Below are 20,310 nucleotides of genomic sequence, written 5' to 3' on the forward strand. Positions count from 1 at the left end.
TAATTTCTATTCTAACTGTATAATAATTAGCGAGGAAACAGCGCTTAATTCTTAATAGTACAATGCCGCTCGCAATACCTAGCCAAAATGCTGGATACAAGCGAGTTCGCCTATTCAATTCCCCCTAACTTACGTTGTGCTAGGTCTCGGTTGTGCAAAGCATCGTGGTAGTCTGGTTTGAGAGCAATTGCCTGGTTATAAGATGCGATCGCCTCTTCAAATCTTCCTAAATTATACTGCTCATTACCCCGATCGCACCACGCCTCAGCATCTACATTAACTTCCGATTCTGCCTCCGCAGCCTCAGCGCCTGTGCGGTTCACTTCCCCTGAAAAACCCAAACCATCCCCAACAAACACCGCCTCAATCACCCTCCCCTTTGCATCCTCCTCCTCAACCTCCGGCAGCGGAAATCTTGTTAATATCTCCCGCCCAATTTGCCTCGCAACCTCTGACATTTCCCCGCTGCCAATTCTACCTAACAATACCAGCCGCTGCGCCAATTCCTGAAGCGATGCCACGGCATCCGTAGCAGCGGTGTCATCATGTTCGCCCTCTAACAATCTTTCCCCAAACCGTCGCAACCAAGCTGCCAATTCACCATCTTTAAGGCGTTTTGCGATTAAGAATCCCGCTACATCTCCTCGACTCCAGCCGGCATTCACCCCTTCGAGAATTTCCATGAATTTCGACTCGTATTCCGCGTCAGTTAAGGTTGGGCGGATGGCGGTATTTCCCGGCGCGGAGGGTGGGGTTGGGGTTCCGAATATTCGCTGAATTAGTCGTTTGAAGAATTGCAGAATTTTGTTTAGCATTTGTGAGGTTGGGAGGGTGGGGTATTTTCTATTTTATAGCAATTATCAAAAGTAGGATTACATATAGATTGTCCGGGATATCTGTAGGGACACGGCAGTGCCGTGTCCGGGATGGCGACGCACAGCAAACAATCACATGAAGTAGAATTAATCTACTTTAAAAGCGGATAATACAGTTCTCCTGTTGAGTTGATATAACCGGCCCGATCGCCCGCTAAATTCCCCGTTCCCATAAATACGTCAACTCTCCCCGCACCTTTGATTGCACCGCCAGTATCTTGATCCAAAACGTACCGATTCACGGCATTTTGTTCGAGTTGTCCCGCCGCATTCGGATAAGGAAGTTTTGTACTAATTAATGCTAGTGCACCGGGCGGCATTAAAGCTTTATCGGTGGCGATCGACCTTTCGGCAGTTACTGGCACTCCAATGCTTCCTGTGGCTGGAACTCCGTTAGTATCCCGGAAGAATACAAAGCTTTCATTTTTCGGCAAATATTTGTTCATATCTGCGGGAAAGTTAGTGAAATATTCCTTTAGTTTCGGCAAATTTAACTCTTCTAAAGTAAACTTTCCGTCTTTAACTAATTCTCGCCCGACTCCTGTATAACTGTGACTGGTTTTGCCTGCAAAACCGACTGTCATCACGCTACCATCTGTTAGCTGCAATCTCGCAGAACCTTGGACGTGCACGAGAAATGCTTGGAATCGATCGTGCAACCAAACTAATTCTAATCCCCGCAGCAATCCTTTACTTGCCTGCAAAGCATCTTCGCCTTCTAATTGCAATCTTGTCGGGTGAGGTTTCGGCCAAGATGCCATGTTCGGCGGCATCCGGTACAGGGGATAACGGTATTCGGAATTCGGCGTGCGAGATGCTGCGTAAGTCGGCTCGAAATAACCTGTAAATGCAACTGTTCCTTTGCCGTCTTTGCCCGTGGATTTGTAAAATACAAATTCGCGCTTGACAGATTCCTGAAGTTGTGATGGGGTTGTGGAACTGACAACTAATTGGCGGAATCGATCGAGGGAACGGCGGACTCGATCGCGCGTAACTCCTGCTACTGGATAGCGGCTGTAAGCACTGCCGGCGGCCGATGTATCGAGATAGCGGAGGCTGTTGTCGATCGACTTTAACAGCAATTCTTTATCACCCGATTTGCCATTTTTGCCCCAGATTTGAGCGTCAAAGGCGAGATGATCCGACTCGCCAGCTTGCAATTGATTTAAACTAATTGGTTGCAGTGGCGCAACTGCAACGGCGGGCACCGAAAAAGCGATCGCCAAAACGCAACAGGCGATCGCTAATAGCTGATAGCGAAAAATCTTGCTCAATTTCCAATCTTCCCTACTCAATTGATTATTTTCCTTATTCATCGTATCGTTCGACGCTAGAAGTAAATATCGGTTCTACGCGAATTGCGAGAACGCTGGTAGGCCGAACTACCATGTATTCGCCTTGAATATTTTTGATCGGGACGTTAAGAAATTCTCTGGAATCTTGTTTCGGCACCAGCGTACTGCTGTACCACTTTTGAAAATCTGCCAGCGTTGCGAAACGCACTTCTTCGCGGTGGCCGCCCTCAAGCAGCAGGTGTACGGAATATTCGCTGGGAGTTCTAGGCATAGGAGATGGGGAGAGTTGTTGGAGGACAATTTAAAATCTCAAATCTAAAATCTAAAATTGATGTGCCTGCCCTCAAGCAGCAGGTGCACGGAATATTCGCACTTGAGTTCTAGGCATATCTTGATTTTTGATTTTTGATTTTAAGCTTTTGGAACGATTCCATATTTTACCTCTTCCTCGGCGCATTCCCTCATCTAATAGGTTGGATTGAGGGACGGGGAGAGGGAGAGGGGGAGAGTGGGAGAGGGGGAGAGGGGGAGAGGGGGAGAAGGAGAGGGTGGGAGAGACCGGAGAGTTGTTGCAGGAAAACCCCAATCTAAAATCTAAAATCGATAAAGTTGTTGCAGGAAAACCCCAATCTAAAATCTAAAATCTAAAATCTAAAATCGATTGACGGCGGCCCCCATCTGCGGCTACGCTGTGAAATTAAGGCTGCTTTCCTCAAAGAGGAAGCAGCCAACGTCGCTCAAAAATCTAGTTGCACTGCCCATTGCTGCGCCAACAGCAATAGACAGCTACCGCCAAACTGATTACGCCAGTCTGGAGGCTAATGGAGAATTTTAACACTCTCTGTAGCCGCCCTGCTTTGCGTTACCGTGCGGGGCGGCTGGGTTTTTGGGTTTTCCTAGAAAACCAAAAACCAGGAGACCATATTATGTCACAGGAATTCGTACCTGACGATAACTTGTCCGCGCGTCCAAATGACGACTCAGCAGTATCGGAACAGGAAGTCGTGCGGATAACGGTTGTCGGTTCCCGCGCAGCCGTGTTAGAAACCATCCACACTTTGTACCGACTGGGATTTGCCGCCGTCGGGGATTGGAGCCCGCCACAGCGAGGTGCAAAGCCGGGACAAGTGATAAGCGTACTCATTCGCCGATCGCGCAAAGCCTAAAAATAGGCTGAAATACGGTAGGGACACGGCAATGCCGTGTCCTCCATGGCCGCTGGATCTACGATTGTCACATCCTCCGAGGGCGACGATCGATTTTTTTGGGTAGGGACACGACATTGCCGTGTCCTCCATCGCCGCGTCTACATGGCTGGATCTACGATTGTCACATCCTCCGAGGGCGATCGAAAAATTTCATCATCCAACCCGGTTAATTCTACGCGTTCCCCACAGTCAGGACACGCCTTGGCCTAAGTCTCTACAATGATTAATCGGGGGGAATACACGGATTGTGTATTTTAGAACACGATTTGACCGCAACACTTAAAATAGTCTGGATTTACCGATCGACAGCATCCTTTTCTCATCAATATTTCTGGTTGGCTGGGGGTGTCTGTCAGCCGGAGTTGCGAGGTTTTGCTTCCAAAATGCTGATAATGGTGCACAATTTCAAATTAACAACAAAACTTGCACTATTTTGAGTAAGCTTTGGGGGGAACAGCTCAGAAAGCCTGTTTCTAAGACTGATGCAAAATATCAAATTAATCCTCAACGTTGTCCAATTACCAATTACGAACCTATGCCCCGCCGTCAAGACTTAAAAAAAATTCTTCTGATTGGTTCCGGCCCAATTGTTATCGGTCAAGCGTGCGAATTTGACTATTCAGGGACACAAGCTTGCAAAGCTTTGCGAGAAGAAGGCTTTGAAGTAGTGTTGGTGAATTCCAACCCGGCAACGATTATGACAGATCCGGAAACTGCCGATCGCATTTACATCGAACCTCTAACGCCAGTCATCCTCGAACAAATCATTGCTCAAGAAAGACCTCAAGCAATTTTACCGACTATGGGCGGTCAAACGGCGCTAAATTTAGCAGTTGCACTCGCTAAAAATGGGATTTTAGAAAAGTACAATGTCGAGTTGATTGGCGCTAAGTTGCCAGCAATTGAAATGGCAGAAGACAGGCTATTATTTAAGGAAGCGATGGCGCGAATTGGCGTCGCCGTTTGCCCTTCTGGAATTGCCAACACTCTCGACGAAGCCAAAGCAATTGGCCACCAAATCGGCAGTTATCCGTTAATTATTCGTCCTGCTTTTACAATGGGCGGCACGGGAGGCGGCATTTCTTACAATCAAGAAGAGTTTGAAGAAATGGCACAAGGCGGGATTGATGCGAGTCCAGTATCGCAAATTTTGATCGAACAATCTTTGATTGGTTGGAAAGAGTACGAACTGGAAGTGATGCGGGATTTGGCAGATAATGTGGTGATTATTTGTTCGATCGAGAATCTCGACCCGATGGGCGTCCACACCGGCGATTCTATCACCGTCGCCCCGGCGCAAACTCTCACAGACAAAGAATATCAGCGCCTGCGGGATGCTTCGATTAAAATTATCCGCGAAATCGGAGTTGAAACCGGCGGTTCCAACATTCAATTTGCCGTCAATCCAGTCAACGGAGATTTCATCGTTATTGAAATGAACCCTCGGGTTTCCCGTTCCTCCGCCTTGGCCTCGAAAGCAACTGGTTTCCCCATTGCAAAAATGGCGGCAAAATTAGCGGTAGGTTACACCCTAGACGAAATTTCCAACGATATCACCAAGAAAACTCCGGCGTCTTTTGAGCCGACAATTGACTACGTGGTGACGAAGATTCCCCGATTTGCCTTTGAAAAGTTTCCCGGTTCCGAACCGACTCTGACAACGCAAATGAAGTCAGTTGGGGAGGTAATGGCGATCGGGCGCAGCTTCAACGAATCCTTCCAAAAAGCGCTGCGGGGATTGGAAACAGGCCGCGCGGGTTTCGGGTGCGACAAACCGGAAAAGTTGCCGAGTTTGGAACAAATTCGCGCCGGATTGCGGACGCCAAATCCCGATCGCATTTTTACAGTCCGCCACGCGATGATGATGGGAATGTCGGTCGAAGATATCTTCGAGTTCACAGCAATCGACCCTTGGTTTTTGGATAAAATGCAGGAATTGCTGGAAACTGAGAAGTTCTTGAAACGAACGCAGTTGCATGAGTTGACAAAAGAGACAATGTTTGAAGTAAAGCAGTTGGGATTTAGCGATCGCCAAATTGCTTACGCCACCAAAACATCGGAAGATCAAGTACGCGCTTACCGCAAACAGTTAGGCGTAGTGCCGATTTACAAAACAGTCGATACTTGTGCCGCTGAATTTGAAGCGTTTACACCGTATTATTATTCCACCTACGAAGCAGGAGCTGCAATTTGGGAATTGGGCGATGAAGAAAAGAAAGTTTCGCCTGTAGGCCACAGTCTCGCGCCGGAGTCGGAAGTTTTGCCTTCTGCCAAACGAAAAGTGATGATTTTAGGCGGCGGGCCGAACCGGATCGGACAGGGAATTGAGTTTGATTACTGCTGCTGTCACGCTTCCTATTCCCTAGGAGAAGACGGCTTTGAGACAATTATGGTCAACTCGAACCCGGAGACGGTTTCGACGGATTACGATACGAGCGATCGCCTGTATTTTGAACCGCTAACAAAAGAAGATGTTCTCAACATCATAGAAGCCGAAAATCCCGAAGGAATCATCATTCAATTTGGCGGACAAACCCCGCTAAAATTGGCGCTTCCTTTACAAAAAGCCCTGGAAAATCACCCTGACGTACAAACAAAAATCTGGGGAACTTCGCCGGATTCCATTGATACTGCTGAAGACAGGGAGCGATTTGAAAAGATTCTGCGGGAGTTGGATATTCAGCAAGCTGCTAACGGTTTGGCGCGCAGTTATGAGGATGCTTTGATAGTAGCTCAACGGATCGGTTATCCGGTAGTGGTGCGGCCGAGTTACGTGTTGGGCGGGCGAGCAATGGAAATTGTTTATTCCGATACGGAATTGGAACGTTACATGACCTATGCCGTGCTGGTAGAACCCGATCATCCGATTTTAATTGATAAGTTCTTGGAGAATGCGATCGAGGTGGATGTAGATGCGATCGCCGATGTTACTGGCAATGTGACGATCGGGGGTATTATGGAGCACATCGAGGAAGCGGGAATCCACTCCGGCGACTCTGCTTGTTCTATCCCTTACCAAACGCTTTCGGCCGGAGCTTTAGAAACAATCCGCCGCTGGACTGTAGAATTAGCAAAATCCCTGAAAGTGATCGGGTTGATGAACATTCAATTTGCCGTTCAAGGCGAACAAGTTTTCATTTTGGAAGCTAACCCGCGCGCTTCTCGCACAGTACCTTTCGTGTCCAAGGCGATCGGAGTTCCCTTAGCAAAAATGGCGTCGCGCGTCATGTCCGGCAAAACTCTAAAAGCTTTGGGTTTTACTGAAGAGATTATACCCACTCATGTTTCGGTAAAAGAAGCAGTATTGCCCTTTGCTAAGTTCCCGGGAACTGATACCTTGTTAGGGCCAGAAATGCGCTCGACCGGCGAAGTAATGGGGATGGACACAGATTTTGGCAAAGCATTTGCCAAAGCTCAACTCGGCGCCGGACAACAGATGCCGCTGTTGGGAACCGTGCTGGTTTCGATGCGCGAGCGGGACAAACTAGCAGTTGTACCAGTTGTCAAAGAATTCTTAGAATTGGGTTTCAAAGTAGTCGCAACCCACGGGACACGCAAAGTTTTGCGAGAACAAGGTTTACAGGTAGATCTGGAATTGAAACTGCACGAAGGGCGGCCGAATTTGTTGGATTCGATCAAGAATGAGAAAATTCAACTAATTATCACCACACCTTCCGGTGAAGAATCCCGAGCCGACGGCATCTTTATCCGCCGCACAGCTTTGACTTACAAAATCCCGATTATTACGACTATAGCCGGTGCCAAAGCGACAGCAGCGGGAATTCGATCGCTCAAATCCCACCCGATGCAAGTAAAAGCAATTCAAGACTATTACCCGCAAACCTAGACTGCGAAACACTCAAAGGTAGGGCGTGCACCGCGCACCTTACCCTATGTTTAGGGTGCGCGCCACCTTACCCTAAACATAGGGTGCGCGCCACCAAAACCTAATCTGCATCGGAATCTAAAACTCCGCTAGACACCATCAACCTCGGCCATACTAACAAGAAAAAACCCATCCAGGCTAATAAAGGAATCGCGACTAAAATAGTTATCCAAACAGTTTTTAATAAAAACCAACTACCGCTAATCAGGCTAGTACCAGTTAAAAGAATCGACCAAGGCTGACACCACCAAGGTTTGTAACTCCAAGGACTAATAGCTTTTCTATCGGAAAGTTTTTTATCAGAAATAGATTTCATATTTTCAGTAATTTTTTATGGAGAATAGTCTGGGTAGCTGGATTAACCGAAGTTAAACATTCATCACCTCTTCTGCTGTCAGCGTTAATTCGGGAAAAGTCCGCGATACAATTCGTTCGCTGCCTTTAAACGCGCTTCTTTGATAGTTGCCCTCTGCATCCAAAAGGTGGACAAATACAGTTGGAACTTTGGGATTTCCCAGAAATTCCCTGCTGCCAATTGCTAAATAATCGACAATCCAATATTCTACAATTCCCAAACGCCGATATTCGTCCAATTTGTCTATATAATCGTCCTCCCAATTTGTTGATGTTACTTCCACTGCCAGTTGAATTGGTTCCCGCAATGCAGCATAAGCAGAACGGTTCGAGCGCCACAAATCGCGATCGATTACGCTGACATCCGGCCTCCGCCCTTGTTCGATTCCGGCTTTAGTTACAGTTCTGATAACGGCGGTATTTTTGACTACATAATTTAAACTTAGCCGTTTAATTTCATCTTTAAATGAGTCAGACGTAAAATCAGCAACATCATCATGATTTCTTGTGGCATTCATCTCTACAATTTCTCCATTTACCAGTTCATAGAGTCCATCTTCTGGACATTCTACAAGGAATTGGTCAAAGGTTAATTTCTGTGTGACTGTTGCAATCATAAGATTTATCCTTATTTTGCAGTAATACTATTAGTCTATATTACCACAGGTTGGAAGAAATTTGTTTTTTTGACGGCAGACATCCAATTCTCAAATCTAAAATATACCATCAAAAATCTCAAATCGATTCACGTAAATGGTAAAATGCGATCGCCCTAGCAATTTGCACTTAAATTTGTTACTGACTTGATACAGTAAAGTAACAAACCTAGAAATCGAGCCACTCCCAGGTCAACCCCGAACCATGAGACTAGACGAAGCCGTAGAATTTGCCGAAAACCCAGAGCCGCGCTGTCCCTGCGTCCTCCTGCTGGACACCTCCGGTTCCATGCAAGGCGCACCCATAGATGCCTTGAATGAGGGGCTGGAAATTTTTAGGAATGACCTAATTAAAGACGAACTAGCTAAAAAGCGAGTCGAAGTCGCGATTATTTCCTTTGACAATCATATCAAAGTCGTGCAAGACTTCGTGACCGCCGACCAGTTCGAGACGCCACTGCTGACAGCTCAAGGACAAACCCACATGGGCGCAGGCATTCAGCTAGCGCTAGATACCATTGCGGCCCGCAAATCCGAATACCGCAACAACGGCATTACCTACTACCGCCCGTGGGTATTTATGATTACCGACGGCGAACCTCAAGGCGAATCAGACGATGTTGTGGAAATAGCAGCACAGCGGATTAAAGAGGAAGAGACTAACAAGCGCGTGGCATTTTTTGCAGTCGGAGTGGAAGGTGCTAATATCGCCCGTCTCGGGCAAATTGTCGAGCGCACGCCTGTAAAATTGAGAGGATTAGACTTTAGAGAGATGTTCATCTGGCTGTCGGCTAGTATGCAGAGAGTTTCTCACTCAAAAATTGATGAACAAGTAGCACTGCCGCCACCCGGATGGGGAACAGTTTAGTCATTAGTCATTGGTCATTAGTTATTAGTCATTGGTCATTAGTCATTAGTCATTGGTCATTGGTCATTAGTAAGAGTGCTGTAGGGACACGGCAGTGCCGTGTCCCTACAAGGGCTAGTACCTACGAACCCAGAAAAGTGCTGTAATTAGGGATAAATAAATCCGTCCAGACTTTGCATAGTTGTGAATTTACGAAGTTTTGAGTTAAAGAGTAATTAATGCAGAATTCATCCTTTAATTGGCAAGTTGTAGCGGCATCGGTGATAGGTACGAGCCACGAAAAAAGATCGCAGCCTTGTCAAGATGCCCACTGCTGGCGTCTCTTACCGAACGGTGTTTTAGCGGCAGCGGTTGCCGATGGTGCGGGTTCGGCAGCACTCGCAGAAGTTGGGGCAAAAATTGCTGTGGAAGCGGTTGTCGAAACGATTTGCGGGCAACAGGAAAGGCTGCCTCAAAATGACGGCGAATGGCAGGTATTCTTGACAGCATCACTGCAAGTTGCGCGGGCGCAGGTGGAAGCAGAAGCGGCAGTGCGGGAAGTGGCTGCGAGAGATTTAGCTTGCACTTTAATTGCAGTTGTTGCTACTCCAGAATTAATCGCAGTTGCTCAAATCGGCGACGGTGCGGCGGTAGCAGGTGACAGTGCAGGAAATGCGATCGCCCTGACTGTACCTCCCTGCGGCGAATACATCAACGAAACCATCTTTTTGATTTCGCCGAATGCGATCGAAACAGCGCAATTTCAGGTACGGCGGGAAAAACTGCCGCACTTAGCCGTTTTTTCCGACGGCTTGCAAATGCTAGCTCTCAAAATCCCAGAAGGCACGCCACACGGGCCGTTTTTTGCACCTTTGTTTCGGTTTTCTGGCGAGTCGAAAGAAGAGGAAGATGCGAAACAGCAGTTAGAGTCATTTTTGCGATCGCCCCGCGTTTCCGAACGCACCGATGATGACTTAACATTATTGTTAGCAACTTTTTCTAATTAATAATGTCTAAGTAGGTAAGGGCCAACAAAAATAGTATCTTGTCCGGGCAGGTTTAGGGTAGCATCATGAGATACCAGCGACTTGATGAGTATTCTCACTTACCCTCCCATGTAATGTTTATTTGTCAAACGCACTTAATATGTTCCAATCCACTTACAAAAGCAGGATAAAAAACTATGACAGCTTCACGAATTAGTGCCCGAAGCCTGTTGCGAGAAACCTTTGCTAATATAGGTTCTAGATACGCTCCCCTGTTGCTCATCAACTCTCCAATTTTGATATTTGTCGGACTCAATAGTTTTGGCAAGCTAGGTTCAGTAGGTGTTGCTTTCAATATTATCTACTGGTTGGTGGTAGTTCCTTTCTTGTCGGGAGCTATGATTTTTTACAGTTACCGAGATTTAACAAAAAATAAAGTAACTGTTGGTCAGTCTTTTACTCAGTCAAACAGAAGATTGCTACAACTAATTGCGGCTTCCCTTATGTGTTTGCTGCTGGTGTCTGCTGGCTTCATTGCACTAATAATTCCCGGGTTTTATGTATCATATCGGTTAATGTTTTCATCTTACGCTACCGTTATTGATAACTCTTCGGCGTTGGACAGTATTAGCAGCAGTTGGGAATTAACTAAAGGGCGTTGGTGGTTGGTATTTAGCTCGACTTTGCTGATAATCTTGGTGGTTTTTGTGCCAATACTATTGATTTGCCTATTAATCGATCCGACGGGGAAATCCGTAGCATATCAGCTTGCAGCTAATCTACTCGGGTTTTTAGCCGGGCCGTTGATGAATGTTTATTTTGTTTTATTGTACCAGCGCCTACGGGAATCAGTCGCAGCTACTCAATAGACATCTGCTCAAATAAAGTTAAGGGCTGGCAGGATACTTACCCACAACAATTTTGGGAGATGTGTAATCAGCGGTGAAAATTTGGCGCGGTTCTATAATAAAATCGAGGTGTCAACAATTTTGCTTTAGTTTGTACAGTAGGTCGTCGTTTGCAAGCACAAGAGATTAAGGATAAGCTCAACTCCCTAATTAGCGAAGCAGATCCAATAGATCCGAGTTTGGCGAGAAGATTGGATGAAATCAATCGCTGGGTGAAAGATGTTAAACCCGGTTCGCTAACTGCTAAAAAATTTGTGATGGCTTTTTTGCTGCAGCTTATCCGAGATTCTCAGGTTTGGCTAGCAGTTCAATCTCTACCTTCAGGAAGAGAACAGCAAGCCGCGTTTGAGTTAATGACTCCGGGGGAAAGGTATTGGTACAGCTATCTATTTCCTAAATGGCTGAGCGAAAACGATCGCAAATTTTACATCTGGAAACAAAAACTGAAAGCCGGTAAATTCGATCCGGCTGACGATCTCGTCATTCGGGCGATCGCAGCCCGAATTGTCGATCGCCAAGGCACTGTTTTGTATCGATATGTTGCCGATCTTTCTATGGCAACCGATTCGATCGTTAGCAACCGCCAACAGCAGCCCCTCTGCATCCAAGTGACTACTCTTTCGGATGAGTTCTCTGAACAAAAATATCAAAATTGGCAACAAACTCTTCAAGGTTGGGGGATTGACAGAGGATTATTTTTAAGTTATGATAGAAACGATGAAAATTTCCTGAACCAGTTAGTTAACATAGCATTATATAATAGCGATAATTTGCCCGCAGGTCGTTACCTCAAGTTCCCGTAAATCAAGCAGATATGCTGCTGAGAATAGTTCGACTGCTCCCAACTCGGTGAATAAAGAAATTTTGACTAACTCACATATTGCACAATTCTCGACAATGCAACAAAGCTAGCCCCCAGCCAGCTTCCCGCAAAAGGGAAAACAGACCAAGATTATTCCTCCCCCTTTTCGAGTTCCGGGAGGGGTCTGCCAGACGGCGGCAACAGGTGTTTGATACGAAGGCTAAGCGACGGGAAGATTTACGGCACAAATCAATCTTGTAAAATAACTAGCAACACGGCCTAAATTCAATTGAGATTTGATTTAATCGCGGTGAAATTGTTGGAAATAAAATCAAAATACATCAAAATCAATACTATGACAGTACAAGGTACGAACACCGTTGAAAATAACTTGCAGAAAGTCAGGGAAGAACTGGAAGCCGCCAGAAAAATGCAGGATGAATGGATGAATTACGGGGTAGATTTTGTGGATCGGTATGTTGAAGATGCTGGCGGTGATTGGTTGGAAAAGTGGGGAAAATGTGAAGAAGAATTAGAGCTAATAAAAAGTAAAAAGGTAGATATTGAAGCAGTCAAAGCAGCGATCGACCTTTGCAGCTTTCAGCAGACAAAACTGCTGGAAATTGCCTTAAATTGCCGTTACTATACCAGCGATTACCCCGATCGCCCCGAAGAGTCTCCCGCTTGGCAAGAGGTTAAGTACAAACGGCTGTCACTCTTAGGCGGAGCGATTTTCGGTGCTGTTGTTACCGATTACCTGTACCGCGAATATCCAGAACTCGATCCAGATGCTATCTCAACCTTAAAAGCTTGTTTAGCAGACCCGAAAAAAGTTGCGGAATTTGCACAAAATTTGAAGTTAAAGGAACTATCTTGGCGCGTCTGGAATCGAAAAGAAACAGAAGAAAGTCAGTACAATAGAATTTTGGCGAAGACTTTTGAGGCTTTGTTTGGCGCGATTTACTTGGAGTTCGATCGCGATTTTTTCCGTGGGGGAAACTGGCTGATTCAGCACTTGATTGAACCAACTGTTAGCCAGTGTCGGCCTCTAACTCAGCGGCGACAAATAGGACCCGAAAACGAGGTGAAACGGCGGGAAATCCTGGGTGCGGATATTCTAGATGCGATCGCGATCGACTATCTGTACAACCGCTTTCCCGAACGCAACGCCAGCCAGCTAAGTCGCTGGAAAAATATGTTGGTGGCTAAAGAGATTTTTCCCAAAGACTTTAAGGCAAAATTAGGCAGTCATTACCTGGAATTGGAGAGCAATTTCTCGCGTACCCGCGACTGGTTGGTGGATAACTTTATCAAAAGCGCAGTTGACGAACTGCTAGAGGAAACCGACACTCAACCAGAATATTTAATTGACAGTGCCAACCCTGATTCGCTGCCAGAATTGGTCAGCAGGATTACAGACAAAAAGTGGAAAAATGAATTTGTGAGAGTTGTCAGCATTTTGCAACCTGCTGACGAACTTTTGCTGCTGATGCAACAAAAATTAGACAGTATGGCCGCTAAAGATGAAACTTTGCAGCAGTTGCTAATCTGGGCAAATCACAAGTCTCAGTTAGTGCAAAGGAAGTTCAAACCGGCGGAAATTCGCGCTTTTTATGTTGCCTTAGTTTGCGTGCTCGATTTGGCTTTGACTCGCGTCCTAGATCCGAGTCTGAAGTTTGATAGATCGAAAGTTCGCAAGTTTCGGAATTGTTTGGCAAAGGCGCGAAAAAATGTAGAATTTGCGGAGGTTAACGAGTCTCTGAAATTGGCTTTTGATAATGATGCGGTGGATATCTTGGTTGGCATTTTGGCGCTGGATATTGAACCAGAACTTAAACAACTTCTGGCACAATTTCAGACTCAGATGCCTGATTTGCAAAACTGGAAAAAGTGGCGCAAAGATTGCGGTCGCTGTTGGCTGGCCAAATTCAAAAGTGCGATCGGCTACAATCGAGACTTTAGCCCCCAACAGAAAACTTTGCTGAAACAGTATTACTATGCCCAAAGCTTGTTGGTGGAATGCCTCAACAGCGATAATTGTCAGGTGACACCGGCCGTCAGACAAAGAATTGAGGATAAAATGTTGTTATTGTCGGTGGATTTGAAGCTGGTTCACATTTAATTTTGATAGCGCGGACGGGCGGGACGCCCATCCCACTAACAGAAACAGGGCTGACCAATAATTTCTTGATGGTACCCGCCACGTGATTTATCCGTGGAATCAATCCAAAATCCAAAATCCTTGCATCCTCAAGCCCCCGGATTTATCCGTGGTGTAAATCTAAAATCTAAAATCTAAAATCTAAAATCGAATGACGCACTCCGACCCAAGAAACCGGGTTTTTTACCGAATCTGCGGGCTGCAACGCCTCTTTTGGTGAAAAACCCGGTTTCGACGCACCCGTGCCTAAGTCATAACAAAGGTAAGATTTAATGTGCAAGTCAAGTTTATTGAGTGATGGCTTCCAAATTCTCTATCCCATAACGGAATTCTATGCAGTTGCAGCGCCAATTTAGCGGACAACTGATTGCGATCGACAGCAACAGCGCGATCGCCAGTGGCGGTGAAGGTCGCATCTACCCGATCGCCCAAGACTCGTCCCTTGTAGCAAAAATCTACCACAAACCGACAGACGAAGACGGCGACAAACTCACAGTCATGTTCAGTATGCCGCCGGATGCGCCGATCGCGGAACCGGGACACGCTTCAATTGCTTGGCCGATCGATTTGCTGCATACTGTCGGCGGGCGAGAAAAAATTGTCGGTTTTGTGATGCCGCGCGTCAACAAAGTGATGCCGGTACACACTTTCTACACTCCCAAAACCAGGCGCGAACAAAAACCGCTGTTTAACTATCTTTACCTCCACCGTACCGCCAGAAATCTCGCCTCGGCTGTAAACGCCCTCCACGTCAGGGGTTACGTCATCGGCGACGTAAACGAGTCGAACATTCTCGTCACGGATACGGCGTTGGTAACGCTGGTAGACACGGATTCGTTTCAAGTCCGCGATCCTTATACGGGTTACGTTTATCGGTGTCCCGTGGGGAAACCCGAGTTTACGCCGCCGGAGTTGCAGGGCCAGACTTTCCGCGATATCGATCGAGCTCCAGAGCACGATTTGTTCGGTTTAGCTGTATTAATTTTTCAATTGCTGATGGAAGGTACGCACCCGTTTTCGGGAGTTTATCTCGGTAGCGACGAACCGCCAGCTTTGGAAGCGAGAATTCGATCGGGTCATTTCCCCACAGGTACGAAGCGGATTCCCTACCGCCCGATGCCGGCTGCGCCTCCTTTCGAGATGCTGCATCCCCGACTGCGGCAGATGTTTGTCCGCTGTTTTGAGGAAGGGCACGGCAATCCTTCGGCGCGCCCGGATGCGAAAACTTGGGTGAATGCGATTCGGGAAGCGGAAGATTCTTTAATTACTTGCAGCAAAAACAGTCAGCATAAATACGGAAATCATCTGAATCGGTGCCCTTGGTGCGATCGGGCAAAACTCCTCAAAGGTCGCGATCCGTTTCCTTCGCGGCAAGCAGTCAGCAACGGATTGCACTTGCAGCCCGCGAAAATCAAGCGTAAAAAGCCCCAACCACCGCCGGTCGTGAGGGAACCCGCAGCGCGCCGGCTACAGCCCGCCACGGGGCTGCCGCGTCAACTCGGCCAGTACGCAGTGCCGTTGCTACCGCTGCCGATGTCTTCTCGGAATCGGACTCCCGCGCCTCGGGTTCCCGCGGGCAAGTTTGAGCGCATTTTTCAGGATGCTGCTTGGGGAGGTGTTTGGGGTAGTTTGTGTTTGGCGGCGATCGGGGGGATTTATTCGGTAATAGCTGAGGGCGGTGGCGCTATTTTGGGGGCGATTTTTGTTGGTACGATTTGGGGCTGTTTTTTTGGGATGATGTGGGGTGTTTTTACTTTGGCGCCGAATCAGATTTGGCGGAAGTGGGGCGGAGTTTTGGTGGGGGCGGCTTGGGGGGCTTTTTTGTTGGCGGCGATCGGCGGTGCGGTGTTTGGCGCGATTAATAGCACTCCGGGGATCGGAGAGAGGATTTTGGCTGGGGCGGGGGTTGGTGCTGTCTGGGGCTGTGTTTGGGCAACTTTTCGCCCTCCTCTGGCGCTGCCGGTGGGGAGGGTGTGGGGCCGGCGGGGAGGATATTTGGGGGCGGTCTGGGGAGCGTTTTTGGGGACTGTGGCTGGTGTTTTTTTGGGGGCTGGGCTGGTGGTTTGGCAGCAATACGGTGTCGAGATGCGGCCGGTGGATGAGTTTGCGCGTTTGCTGCTGGGTGTGGCGATCGTGGCGGCTGGTGTGGGTTCTGTTGGAGGTGTGGTTTCTGGGGGTTTGTTGGGTTTTTGCGGGTTTGCGCCGAAGCTGCCGATTTCGTTTCAGCCTTCGGGGGTGAGGGGTGGGGCTTTGGGGGCGATTTGGGGCAGTTTTTTGGGGACTTTCGCGGGTGCTGTGTTGGGGGCGGTGGTGTCTGCGATGTTTCCGGCTGTTAGCGCTGGGGTGCCGGTGGAGTTGGGGCCTGTGGCGGGGGCGATCGTCGGGGCTGGTTTGGGCGCGATTTGGGGGGTGGTTTCGGGTACTGTGTGGGGGGCGTTGGGGAAGTGGTGAAGGAAGAAGCAACGATATAAATTTGCAACCGCAGATATTTCTGTGCAACCTATTAGCCAAGCGCCCGAACAAAGCGTGCGAGTTCGGGCGTTTGACGTTTCGGGGTCGCACATCGATCCGAACCTCTACTTGAATTTAACTTAGTCTTAACTTAAAATTAACCAGATTCCCTAGTAAGTCTAGCGACTAACCGGAGTTACATTAAGTCAGCCTGCCGCGCCTGGAAGTGCGTGCGCGTGAAGAGCGAGTTCTAGTAGGAGTACAGGCAATGAGTTCTATCTTTTTCAGCCCCAACGATTGGCAAACAGTCACCTTTAGGCTGACGGCTGCACTACTGGTAGGTTTCGCGATCGGCATGAACCGCCAGCAGCCAGGTAGACCAGCAGGTTTAAGAACCTTTATGATTGTGAGTCTAGGCGCAGCTATATTTGTAATGATTCCTTTGCAGATGGATGGCGACAGCACCTTTTCCTCTTCCAATGCTTTGAGCCGAACTATCCAAGGAGTTGCCACAGGGGTAGGCTTTCTCGGAGGCGGAATCATTCTGCAACAAACTCAATACCCAGTGGGTAAAGCGGAAGTCAAAGGATTAACTTCCGCCGCAACTATTTGGTTGGCTGCCGGATTAGGTGCAGCGGCAGGTTGCGGTTTGTGGGTGATGAGTTTGATAGGAACGCTGTTTGCACTTTTGGTTTTGAGTGGCGTCAAACGGCTTAAGAAGTCTGCCTTGATTCGTGCTTATGCTAACAGCCAAGCAAAAACACGAGTCAAAGATGCAGCCTCAGTGCAAGATCGGCAGCCATAATAACTGAGCTTCCCTTTCAAAAAGTACAATATCTACTCAGCACGGTCAAAGACAATGGTGAGTAGCTGAGTACCTTTTGCGGTTAATTGCTCTGGCTTGAATCTCCGAAGTTTTTAGGTTAAAAGAGAATCCAAATGTTGTTTATGGGTGATAGGAGCCTGAGTAAGTCAGTTATATCACATCCGGTAGCATCGGAATTATATTACCCACAATCAGGACACGGCAGTGCCGTTTCCCTACCCCAATTAATTGTAGGGAAACGGCACTGCCGTGTCCTGCGTTTATATCATTCCGGTGTTACCGGAATTGATATCAGATATTGCTGTTTAAAATCCCGAAAATCGGAGTAATACTTAGAATATAAACATTTCTTTTTGCGATACTCTTTGAACTAGGTTTCAAGCCAGAATTGCGCTATCAAACAAATCCCGATAGAGGAGAATTTGATTTGTACGCTTTTCTCAAGCCAATTTTTACTTGAGATGACAGTGACAATTCGGCTTTTCAATCAAAGACTCAACCAAAGCATTCAAAGCAACCGCCGCCAACAACCCGCCGCCAAAAGTCCCCACAGTTGTAATATAAGCAACGCCCGATCGCACTAACCGCCGTTTCGCCACTGGGGAATGACTAAAACCGATCGGCATTCCAATCACCAAAGCCGGTTGCAGTTGCCCACTCTCGATCGCATCGCAAACCGCCATCAGCACAGACGGCGCATATCCGATCGCCAATATACATCCTTTTTCCAGTTTCAACAACTTTTCAAACCACTCACGCTGCAGCCAGAATTCCTGTTCCGCTTCCGCCGCAGCATTGATGTGCGGGTCATCAATTAAAGTTGCAATACTTGTTCCTAAATGCGCCAATCTAGTTCGATCCAAAGCCGCAAAAACAGGCGGCACATCAGCCACAATTTGACACTGATTATTCAAAGCTTCCCGCGCCGATTTAATCGCCGTTTCGCTCAACTTCACAAACGGCAGCAGCGAACAATCTCCGCAGGCTAACACCAGTTTAGAAAGCAAGTCTACCTCAATTTCCGAGCGATCGGGCAAATCCGGCAACAAATGCTGCAACGACTCCCCAAAATCCTCCGGGTGAGTGTGCGCCGCCGCATCCCAACCCTCCCAAAGTTGTTCCAACTCTCCCAACCCCCCCTCAGTTTCCGCCTGCAACAGCCTCAATTGTGCCAGTGCGCCCGCTTGCACCGCTTGACACGAAAGATCCCGTCCCAGCAATCCTTCCAGGGCTGATGCCGTTTCTCTGAGGCGAACAATTTGCTGAATTACCGACTGATATTGCTGTTGCAGAGTCGCCATCAGCGCGTCAGGAGAAGCATCCGCGTCTGTTTCTAACAGTTTGCGGATGTGAGACAGTTGAAAGCCTTGCTGTTTGAGTGCGACTATTCTTTGCAGTCTTTGCACGTCGCTGCGGGTGTACAGTCTGTAGTTAGAGGTCGATCGCACCGCCGGAGATAGCAGCCCCAAAGCGTGATAATGTCGCACCATCCGAGGGGTAATTGTGCCTTGTACCGCTTCTGTAAGTTGTTTGATGGTCAGGTATTCTTGTTGCATAATACCAATTATAAAAAGTAGAGATAAATATAGATTGTATGCGATATGTCGGGAAACGGCATTGCCCTGTCCCGCGCGGGGATATGCGACTTTTAATAATTAGTATAAGACTTAGGATTGTAACAATATTTTTTAAAGTTTGCCTAAATTTTCAAGCTAACGGTTTTTATTTGACATAGTGCCGCCCGGACACGGCACTGCCGCGTCCCTACGGTATTTCATATAATTGAAAACACCCATAAATCTTTAAATTGTGATAATATTTATTAGAGTAAATCAATCTAAAATCTACCATTTAAAATCGAATGACGCGATTCATTCACGATCGCTTTGCCAAAGAATACCTAGAAGAACTGCTCTCTCCAGCAGGGATAGTTGATATCGGCCGCGATGTCACTTCCGAAGTGCGCGAAATAGATGTTTACTTTACTCCGAACGCCGCAGTCCCAGAATACATCGAAAGCTTGGGATTGTTGGGAAGACTAGCAAATTCAGCGGCACTCTTTGAAGCGTTCCGCAACCCGGTAAGTGTCAGCGAAGTTATCAGTTGCCTCAGCAAATTGTGGGACGTTCGAGGTAAACTAGAGCGACAATCCCGAAGAGAAAATACTGCATTTAACGAAAGTGAATTGCCTAAATTGTGGATTCTGACTCCGACAGCCTCAGAATCGCTGGTGAACGGGTTTCGCGCACAACCAGACGAACCGAATTGGATGCCGGGAATCTATTTTTTGGGGGAATATTTGCGATCGGCAATTGTGGTCATCCATCAGTTGCCAGAAATTTCCGAAACCTTGTGGCTGAGGATTTTGGGTAAAGGAAAAGTGCAGCAAAGAGCAGTTACCCAGTTGAGCGCTTTGAGTACAGACAATCCCCTGCGAATTAATGCGTTAGAATTGCTGTACAGACTGCAATCAAACTTAGTAGCAGATTTAGAACAGGAAATAGAAACAGAAGACCGGGAGTTAATTATGACTATCGCACCTCTTTTTCAAGAACAGTTACAAGCGGCACAGCAACAAGGAATTCAAGAAGGTAAAGAAGAACAACAGCGCTTAATTTTAGAGAATTTTCTGCGAGTGAGATTTGGAGAATTAGACTCGCTGATGATAGCGTTTCTCTCTCCAGTATCCACGATACCTGCTGCGGAGTTTACAGTGATTTTACTGGGAATATCTATGCTCGCAGTGGATGCAGCAGGAAGGCAAGAAGCGGTGAGATTATTAGCCGAAAATGTCTTGGCAGTGCGGTTAAATGAATCGGGCGAGAGTTTGCCTGCACTCGTTACTAATTTACTGGCTTTACCTGTCGAAGAATTGACATTGTTGTTAGAACAATTGCCTCAGTTATCGGCTGATGAATTGAGGGCCCGATTGGGACAGATACCAGGGTAGAACTTGTTTTGAGTGCGATCGACTTTACCGACAGTTGATAGGGGTTTTCAATTCTAGGAAATACAGGAAACGGCACTGCCGTTTCCCTACCCGAAAGGAGTCGGG

Annotated in this window: 16 protein-coding genes; 10 read left to right on the top strand and 6 right to left on the bottom strand. The window is 47.3% G+C overall.

Annotation, left to right across the window (positions count from 1 at the left end; genetic code table 11):
* Positions 1–110: 110 nt before the first annotated feature.
* The 3 genes from QUA78_RS02210 to QUA78_RS02220 all read right to left on the bottom strand — a co-directional run bounded on the left by QUA78_RS02210 (position 111) and on the right by QUA78_RS02220 (position 2,441).
* Complete coding sequence (locus QUA78_RS02210; protein WP_333305185.1) at positions 111–815, bottom strand: tetratricopeptide repeat protein; 705 nt, start codon at positions 813–815, stop codon at positions 111–113.
* A 152-nt stretch (positions 816–967) separates the two neighbouring features.
* Positions 968–2,191 (bottom strand): murein transglycosylase A, encoded by a 1,224-nt coding sequence (locus QUA78_RS02215; RefSeq protein ID WP_333305186.1) that lies wholly within the window; start codon positions 2,189–2,191, stop codon positions 968–970.
* Positions 2,184–2,441: a hypothetical protein gene (locus tag QUA78_RS02220; protein ID WP_333305188.1), complete on the bottom strand. Its 258-nt coding sequence runs from the start codon at positions 2,439–2,441 to the stop codon at positions 2,184–2,186. The genes QUA78_RS02215 and QUA78_RS02220 overlap by 8 nt, the downstream gene beginning before the upstream one ends.
* Positions 2,442–2,991: 550 nt before the next feature.
* Here QUA78_RS02220 and QUA78_RS02225 point away from each other — a divergent pair.
* A complete protein-coding gene (locus QUA78_RS02225) occupies positions 2,992–3,336 on the top strand; it encodes a hypothetical protein (protein WP_333398549.1) in 345 nt (114 codons plus the stop codon).
* A gap of 577 nt (positions 3,337–3,913) precedes the next feature.
* On the top strand, positions 3,914–7,225 hold the full coding sequence (carB, locus tag QUA78_RS02230; protein WP_333300107.1) for a carbamoyl-phosphate synthase large subunit: 3,312 nt from the start codon (positions 3,914–3,916) through the stop codon (positions 7,223–7,225).
* 100 nt (positions 7,226–7,325) lie between these two features.
* Here the strand turns inward: carB and QUA78_RS02235 are convergent, their stop codons facing one another.
* Both QUA78_RS02235 and QUA78_RS02240 read right to left on the bottom strand, forming a co-directional pair.
* Positions 7,326–7,580 (bottom strand): DUF6737 family protein, encoded by a 255-nt coding sequence (locus QUA78_RS02235; protein ID WP_333300068.1) that lies wholly within the window; start codon positions 7,578–7,580, stop codon positions 7,326–7,328.
* Between the two features lie 52 nt (positions 7,581–7,632).
* Positions 7,633–8,235 (bottom strand): Uma2 family endonuclease, encoded by a 603-nt coding sequence (locus tag QUA78_RS02240; protein WP_333300069.1) that lies wholly within the window; start codon positions 8,233–8,235, stop codon positions 7,633–7,635.
* A gap of 244 nt (positions 8,236–8,479) precedes the next feature.
* On the opposite strand from QUA78_RS02240, the gene QUA78_RS02245 reads away from it, so the two are divergent.
* From QUA78_RS02245 to QUA78_RS02275, 7 genes are all read left to right on the top strand, one after another.
* Positions 8,480–9,142: a vWA domain-containing protein gene (locus tag QUA78_RS02245; protein ID WP_172192353.1), complete on the top strand. Its 663-nt coding sequence runs from the start codon at positions 8,480–8,482 to the stop codon at positions 9,140–9,142.
* A 218-nt stretch (positions 9,143–9,360) separates the two neighbouring features.
* Positions 9,361–10,128, top strand: coding sequence for a PP2C family serine/threonine-protein phosphatase (locus QUA78_RS02250; protein WP_333300070.1), 768 nt, complete (start codon positions 9,361–9,363; stop codon positions 10,126–10,128).
* A 176-nt stretch (positions 10,129–10,304) separates the two neighbouring features.
* Entirely contained in the window at positions 10,305–10,976 is a 672-nt protein-coding gene (locus QUA78_RS02255; RefSeq protein ID WP_333300071.1) for a hypothetical protein, read from the top strand.
* A gap of 149 nt (positions 10,977–11,125) precedes the next feature.
* Positions 11,126–11,818, top strand: a complete 693-nt coding sequence (locus QUA78_RS02260; protein ID WP_333200611.1) for a hypothetical protein — start codon at positions 11,126–11,128, stop codon at positions 11,816–11,818.
* Positions 11,819–12,172: 354 nt separating this feature from the next.
* The gene (locus QUA78_RS02265; protein WP_333300072.1) at positions 12,173–13,939 is read left to right on the top strand and encodes an NACHT C-terminal helical domain 2-containing protein; all 1,767 of its coding nucleotides are present in this window, start codon (positions 12,173–12,175) and stop codon (positions 13,937–13,939) included.
* 372 nt (positions 13,940–14,311) lie between these two features.
* Complete coding sequence (locus QUA78_RS02270; protein ID WP_333300073.1) at positions 14,312–16,429, top strand: DNA-binding protein; 2,118 nt, start codon at positions 14,312–14,314, stop codon at positions 16,427–16,429.
* A 268-nt stretch (positions 16,430–16,697) separates the two neighbouring features.
* Positions 16,698–17,234: an MgtC/SapB family protein gene (locus QUA78_RS02275; protein ID WP_333300074.1), complete on the top strand. Its 537-nt coding sequence runs from the start codon at positions 16,698–16,700 to the stop codon at positions 17,232–17,234.
* Positions 17,235–17,707: 473 nt separating this feature from the next.
* Here the strand turns inward: QUA78_RS02275 and QUA78_RS02280 are convergent, their stop codons facing one another.
* Positions 17,708–18,811 (bottom strand): precorrin-8X methylmutase, encoded by a 1,104-nt coding sequence (locus QUA78_RS02280; RefSeq protein ID WP_333300075.1) that lies wholly within the window; start codon positions 18,809–18,811, stop codon positions 17,708–17,710.
* Positions 18,812–19,116: 305 nt separating this feature from the next.
* Here QUA78_RS02280 and QUA78_RS02285 point away from each other — a divergent pair, with 305 nt between their 5' ends.
* Positions 19,117–20,205 carry a flagellar assembly protein H gene (locus tag QUA78_RS02285; protein WP_333300076.1) on the top strand — a complete coding sequence of 363 codons (1,089 nt, stop codon included), beginning with the start codon at positions 19,117–19,119 and terminating at the stop codon, positions 20,203–20,205.
* The last annotated feature ends 105 nt before the right edge of the window (positions 20,206–20,310 follow it).

Origin of the sequence: Microcoleus sp. K4-B3 (genome assembly GCF_036704615.1) — a bacterium.
Taxonomy (GTDB): domain Bacteria; phylum Cyanobacteriota; class Cyanobacteriia; order Cyanobacteriales; family Microcoleaceae; genus Microcoleus.

What these genes read in the sequence shown, in the direction of transcription:
- QUA78_RS02220 (WP_333305188.1), bottom strand. Translation starts at nt 2,441, where the DNA reads ATGCCTAGAACTCCCAGCGAATATTCCGTACACCTGCTGCTTGAGGGC.
- QUA78_RS02250 (WP_333300070.1), top strand. Translation starts at nt 9,361, where the DNA reads ATGCAGAATTCATCCTTTAATTGGCAAGTTGTAGCGGCATCGGTGATA.
- QUA78_RS02285 (WP_333300076.1), top strand. Translation starts at nt 19,117, where the DNA reads ATGACGCGATTCATTCACGATCGCTTTGCCAAAGAATACCTAGAAGAA.
- QUA78_RS02210 (WP_333305185.1), bottom strand. Translation starts at nt 815, where the DNA reads ATGCTAAACAAAATTCTGCAATTCTTCAAACGACTAATTCAGCGAATA.
- QUA78_RS02275 (WP_333300074.1), top strand. Translation starts at nt 16,698, where the DNA reads ATGAGTTCTATCTTTTTCAGCCCCAACGATTGGCAAACAGTCACCTTT.
- QUA78_RS02255 (WP_333300071.1), top strand. Translation starts at nt 10,305, where the DNA reads ATGACAGCTTCACGAATTAGTGCCCGAAGCCTGTTGCGAGAAACCTTT.
- QUA78_RS02215 (WP_333305186.1), bottom strand. Translation starts at nt 2,191, where the DNA reads ATGAATAAGGAAAATAATCAATTGAGTAGGGAAGATTGGAAATTGAGC.
- QUA78_RS02245 (WP_172192353.1), top strand. Translation starts at nt 8,480, where the DNA reads ATGAGACTAGACGAAGCCGTAGAATTTGCCGAAAACCCAGAGCCGCGC.
- QUA78_RS02240 (WP_333300069.1), bottom strand. Translation starts at nt 8,235, where the DNA reads ATGATTGCAACAGTCACACAGAAATTAACCTTTGACCAATTCCTTGTA.
- QUA78_RS02280 (WP_333300075.1), bottom strand. Translation starts at nt 18,811, where the DNA reads ATGCAACAAGAATACCTGACCATCAAACAACTTACAGAAGCGGTACAA.
- QUA78_RS02225 (WP_333398549.1), top strand. Translation starts at nt 2,992, where the DNA reads ATGGAGAATTTTAACACTCTCTGTAGCCGCCCTGCTTTGCGTTACCGT.
- QUA78_RS02235 (WP_333300068.1), bottom strand. Translation starts at nt 7,580, where the DNA reads ATGAAATCTATTTCTGATAAAAAACTTTCCGATAGAAAAGCTATTAGT.
- QUA78_RS02270 (WP_333300073.1), top strand. Translation starts at nt 14,312, where the DNA reads ATGCAGTTGCAGCGCCAATTTAGCGGACAACTGATTGCGATCGACAGC.
- QUA78_RS02265 (WP_333300072.1), top strand. Translation starts at nt 12,173, where the DNA reads ATGACAGTACAAGGTACGAACACCGTTGAAAATAACTTGCAGAAAGTC.
- carB (WP_333300107.1), top strand. Translation starts at nt 3,914, where the DNA reads ATGCCCCGCCGTCAAGACTTAAAAAAAATTCTTCTGATTGGTTCCGGC.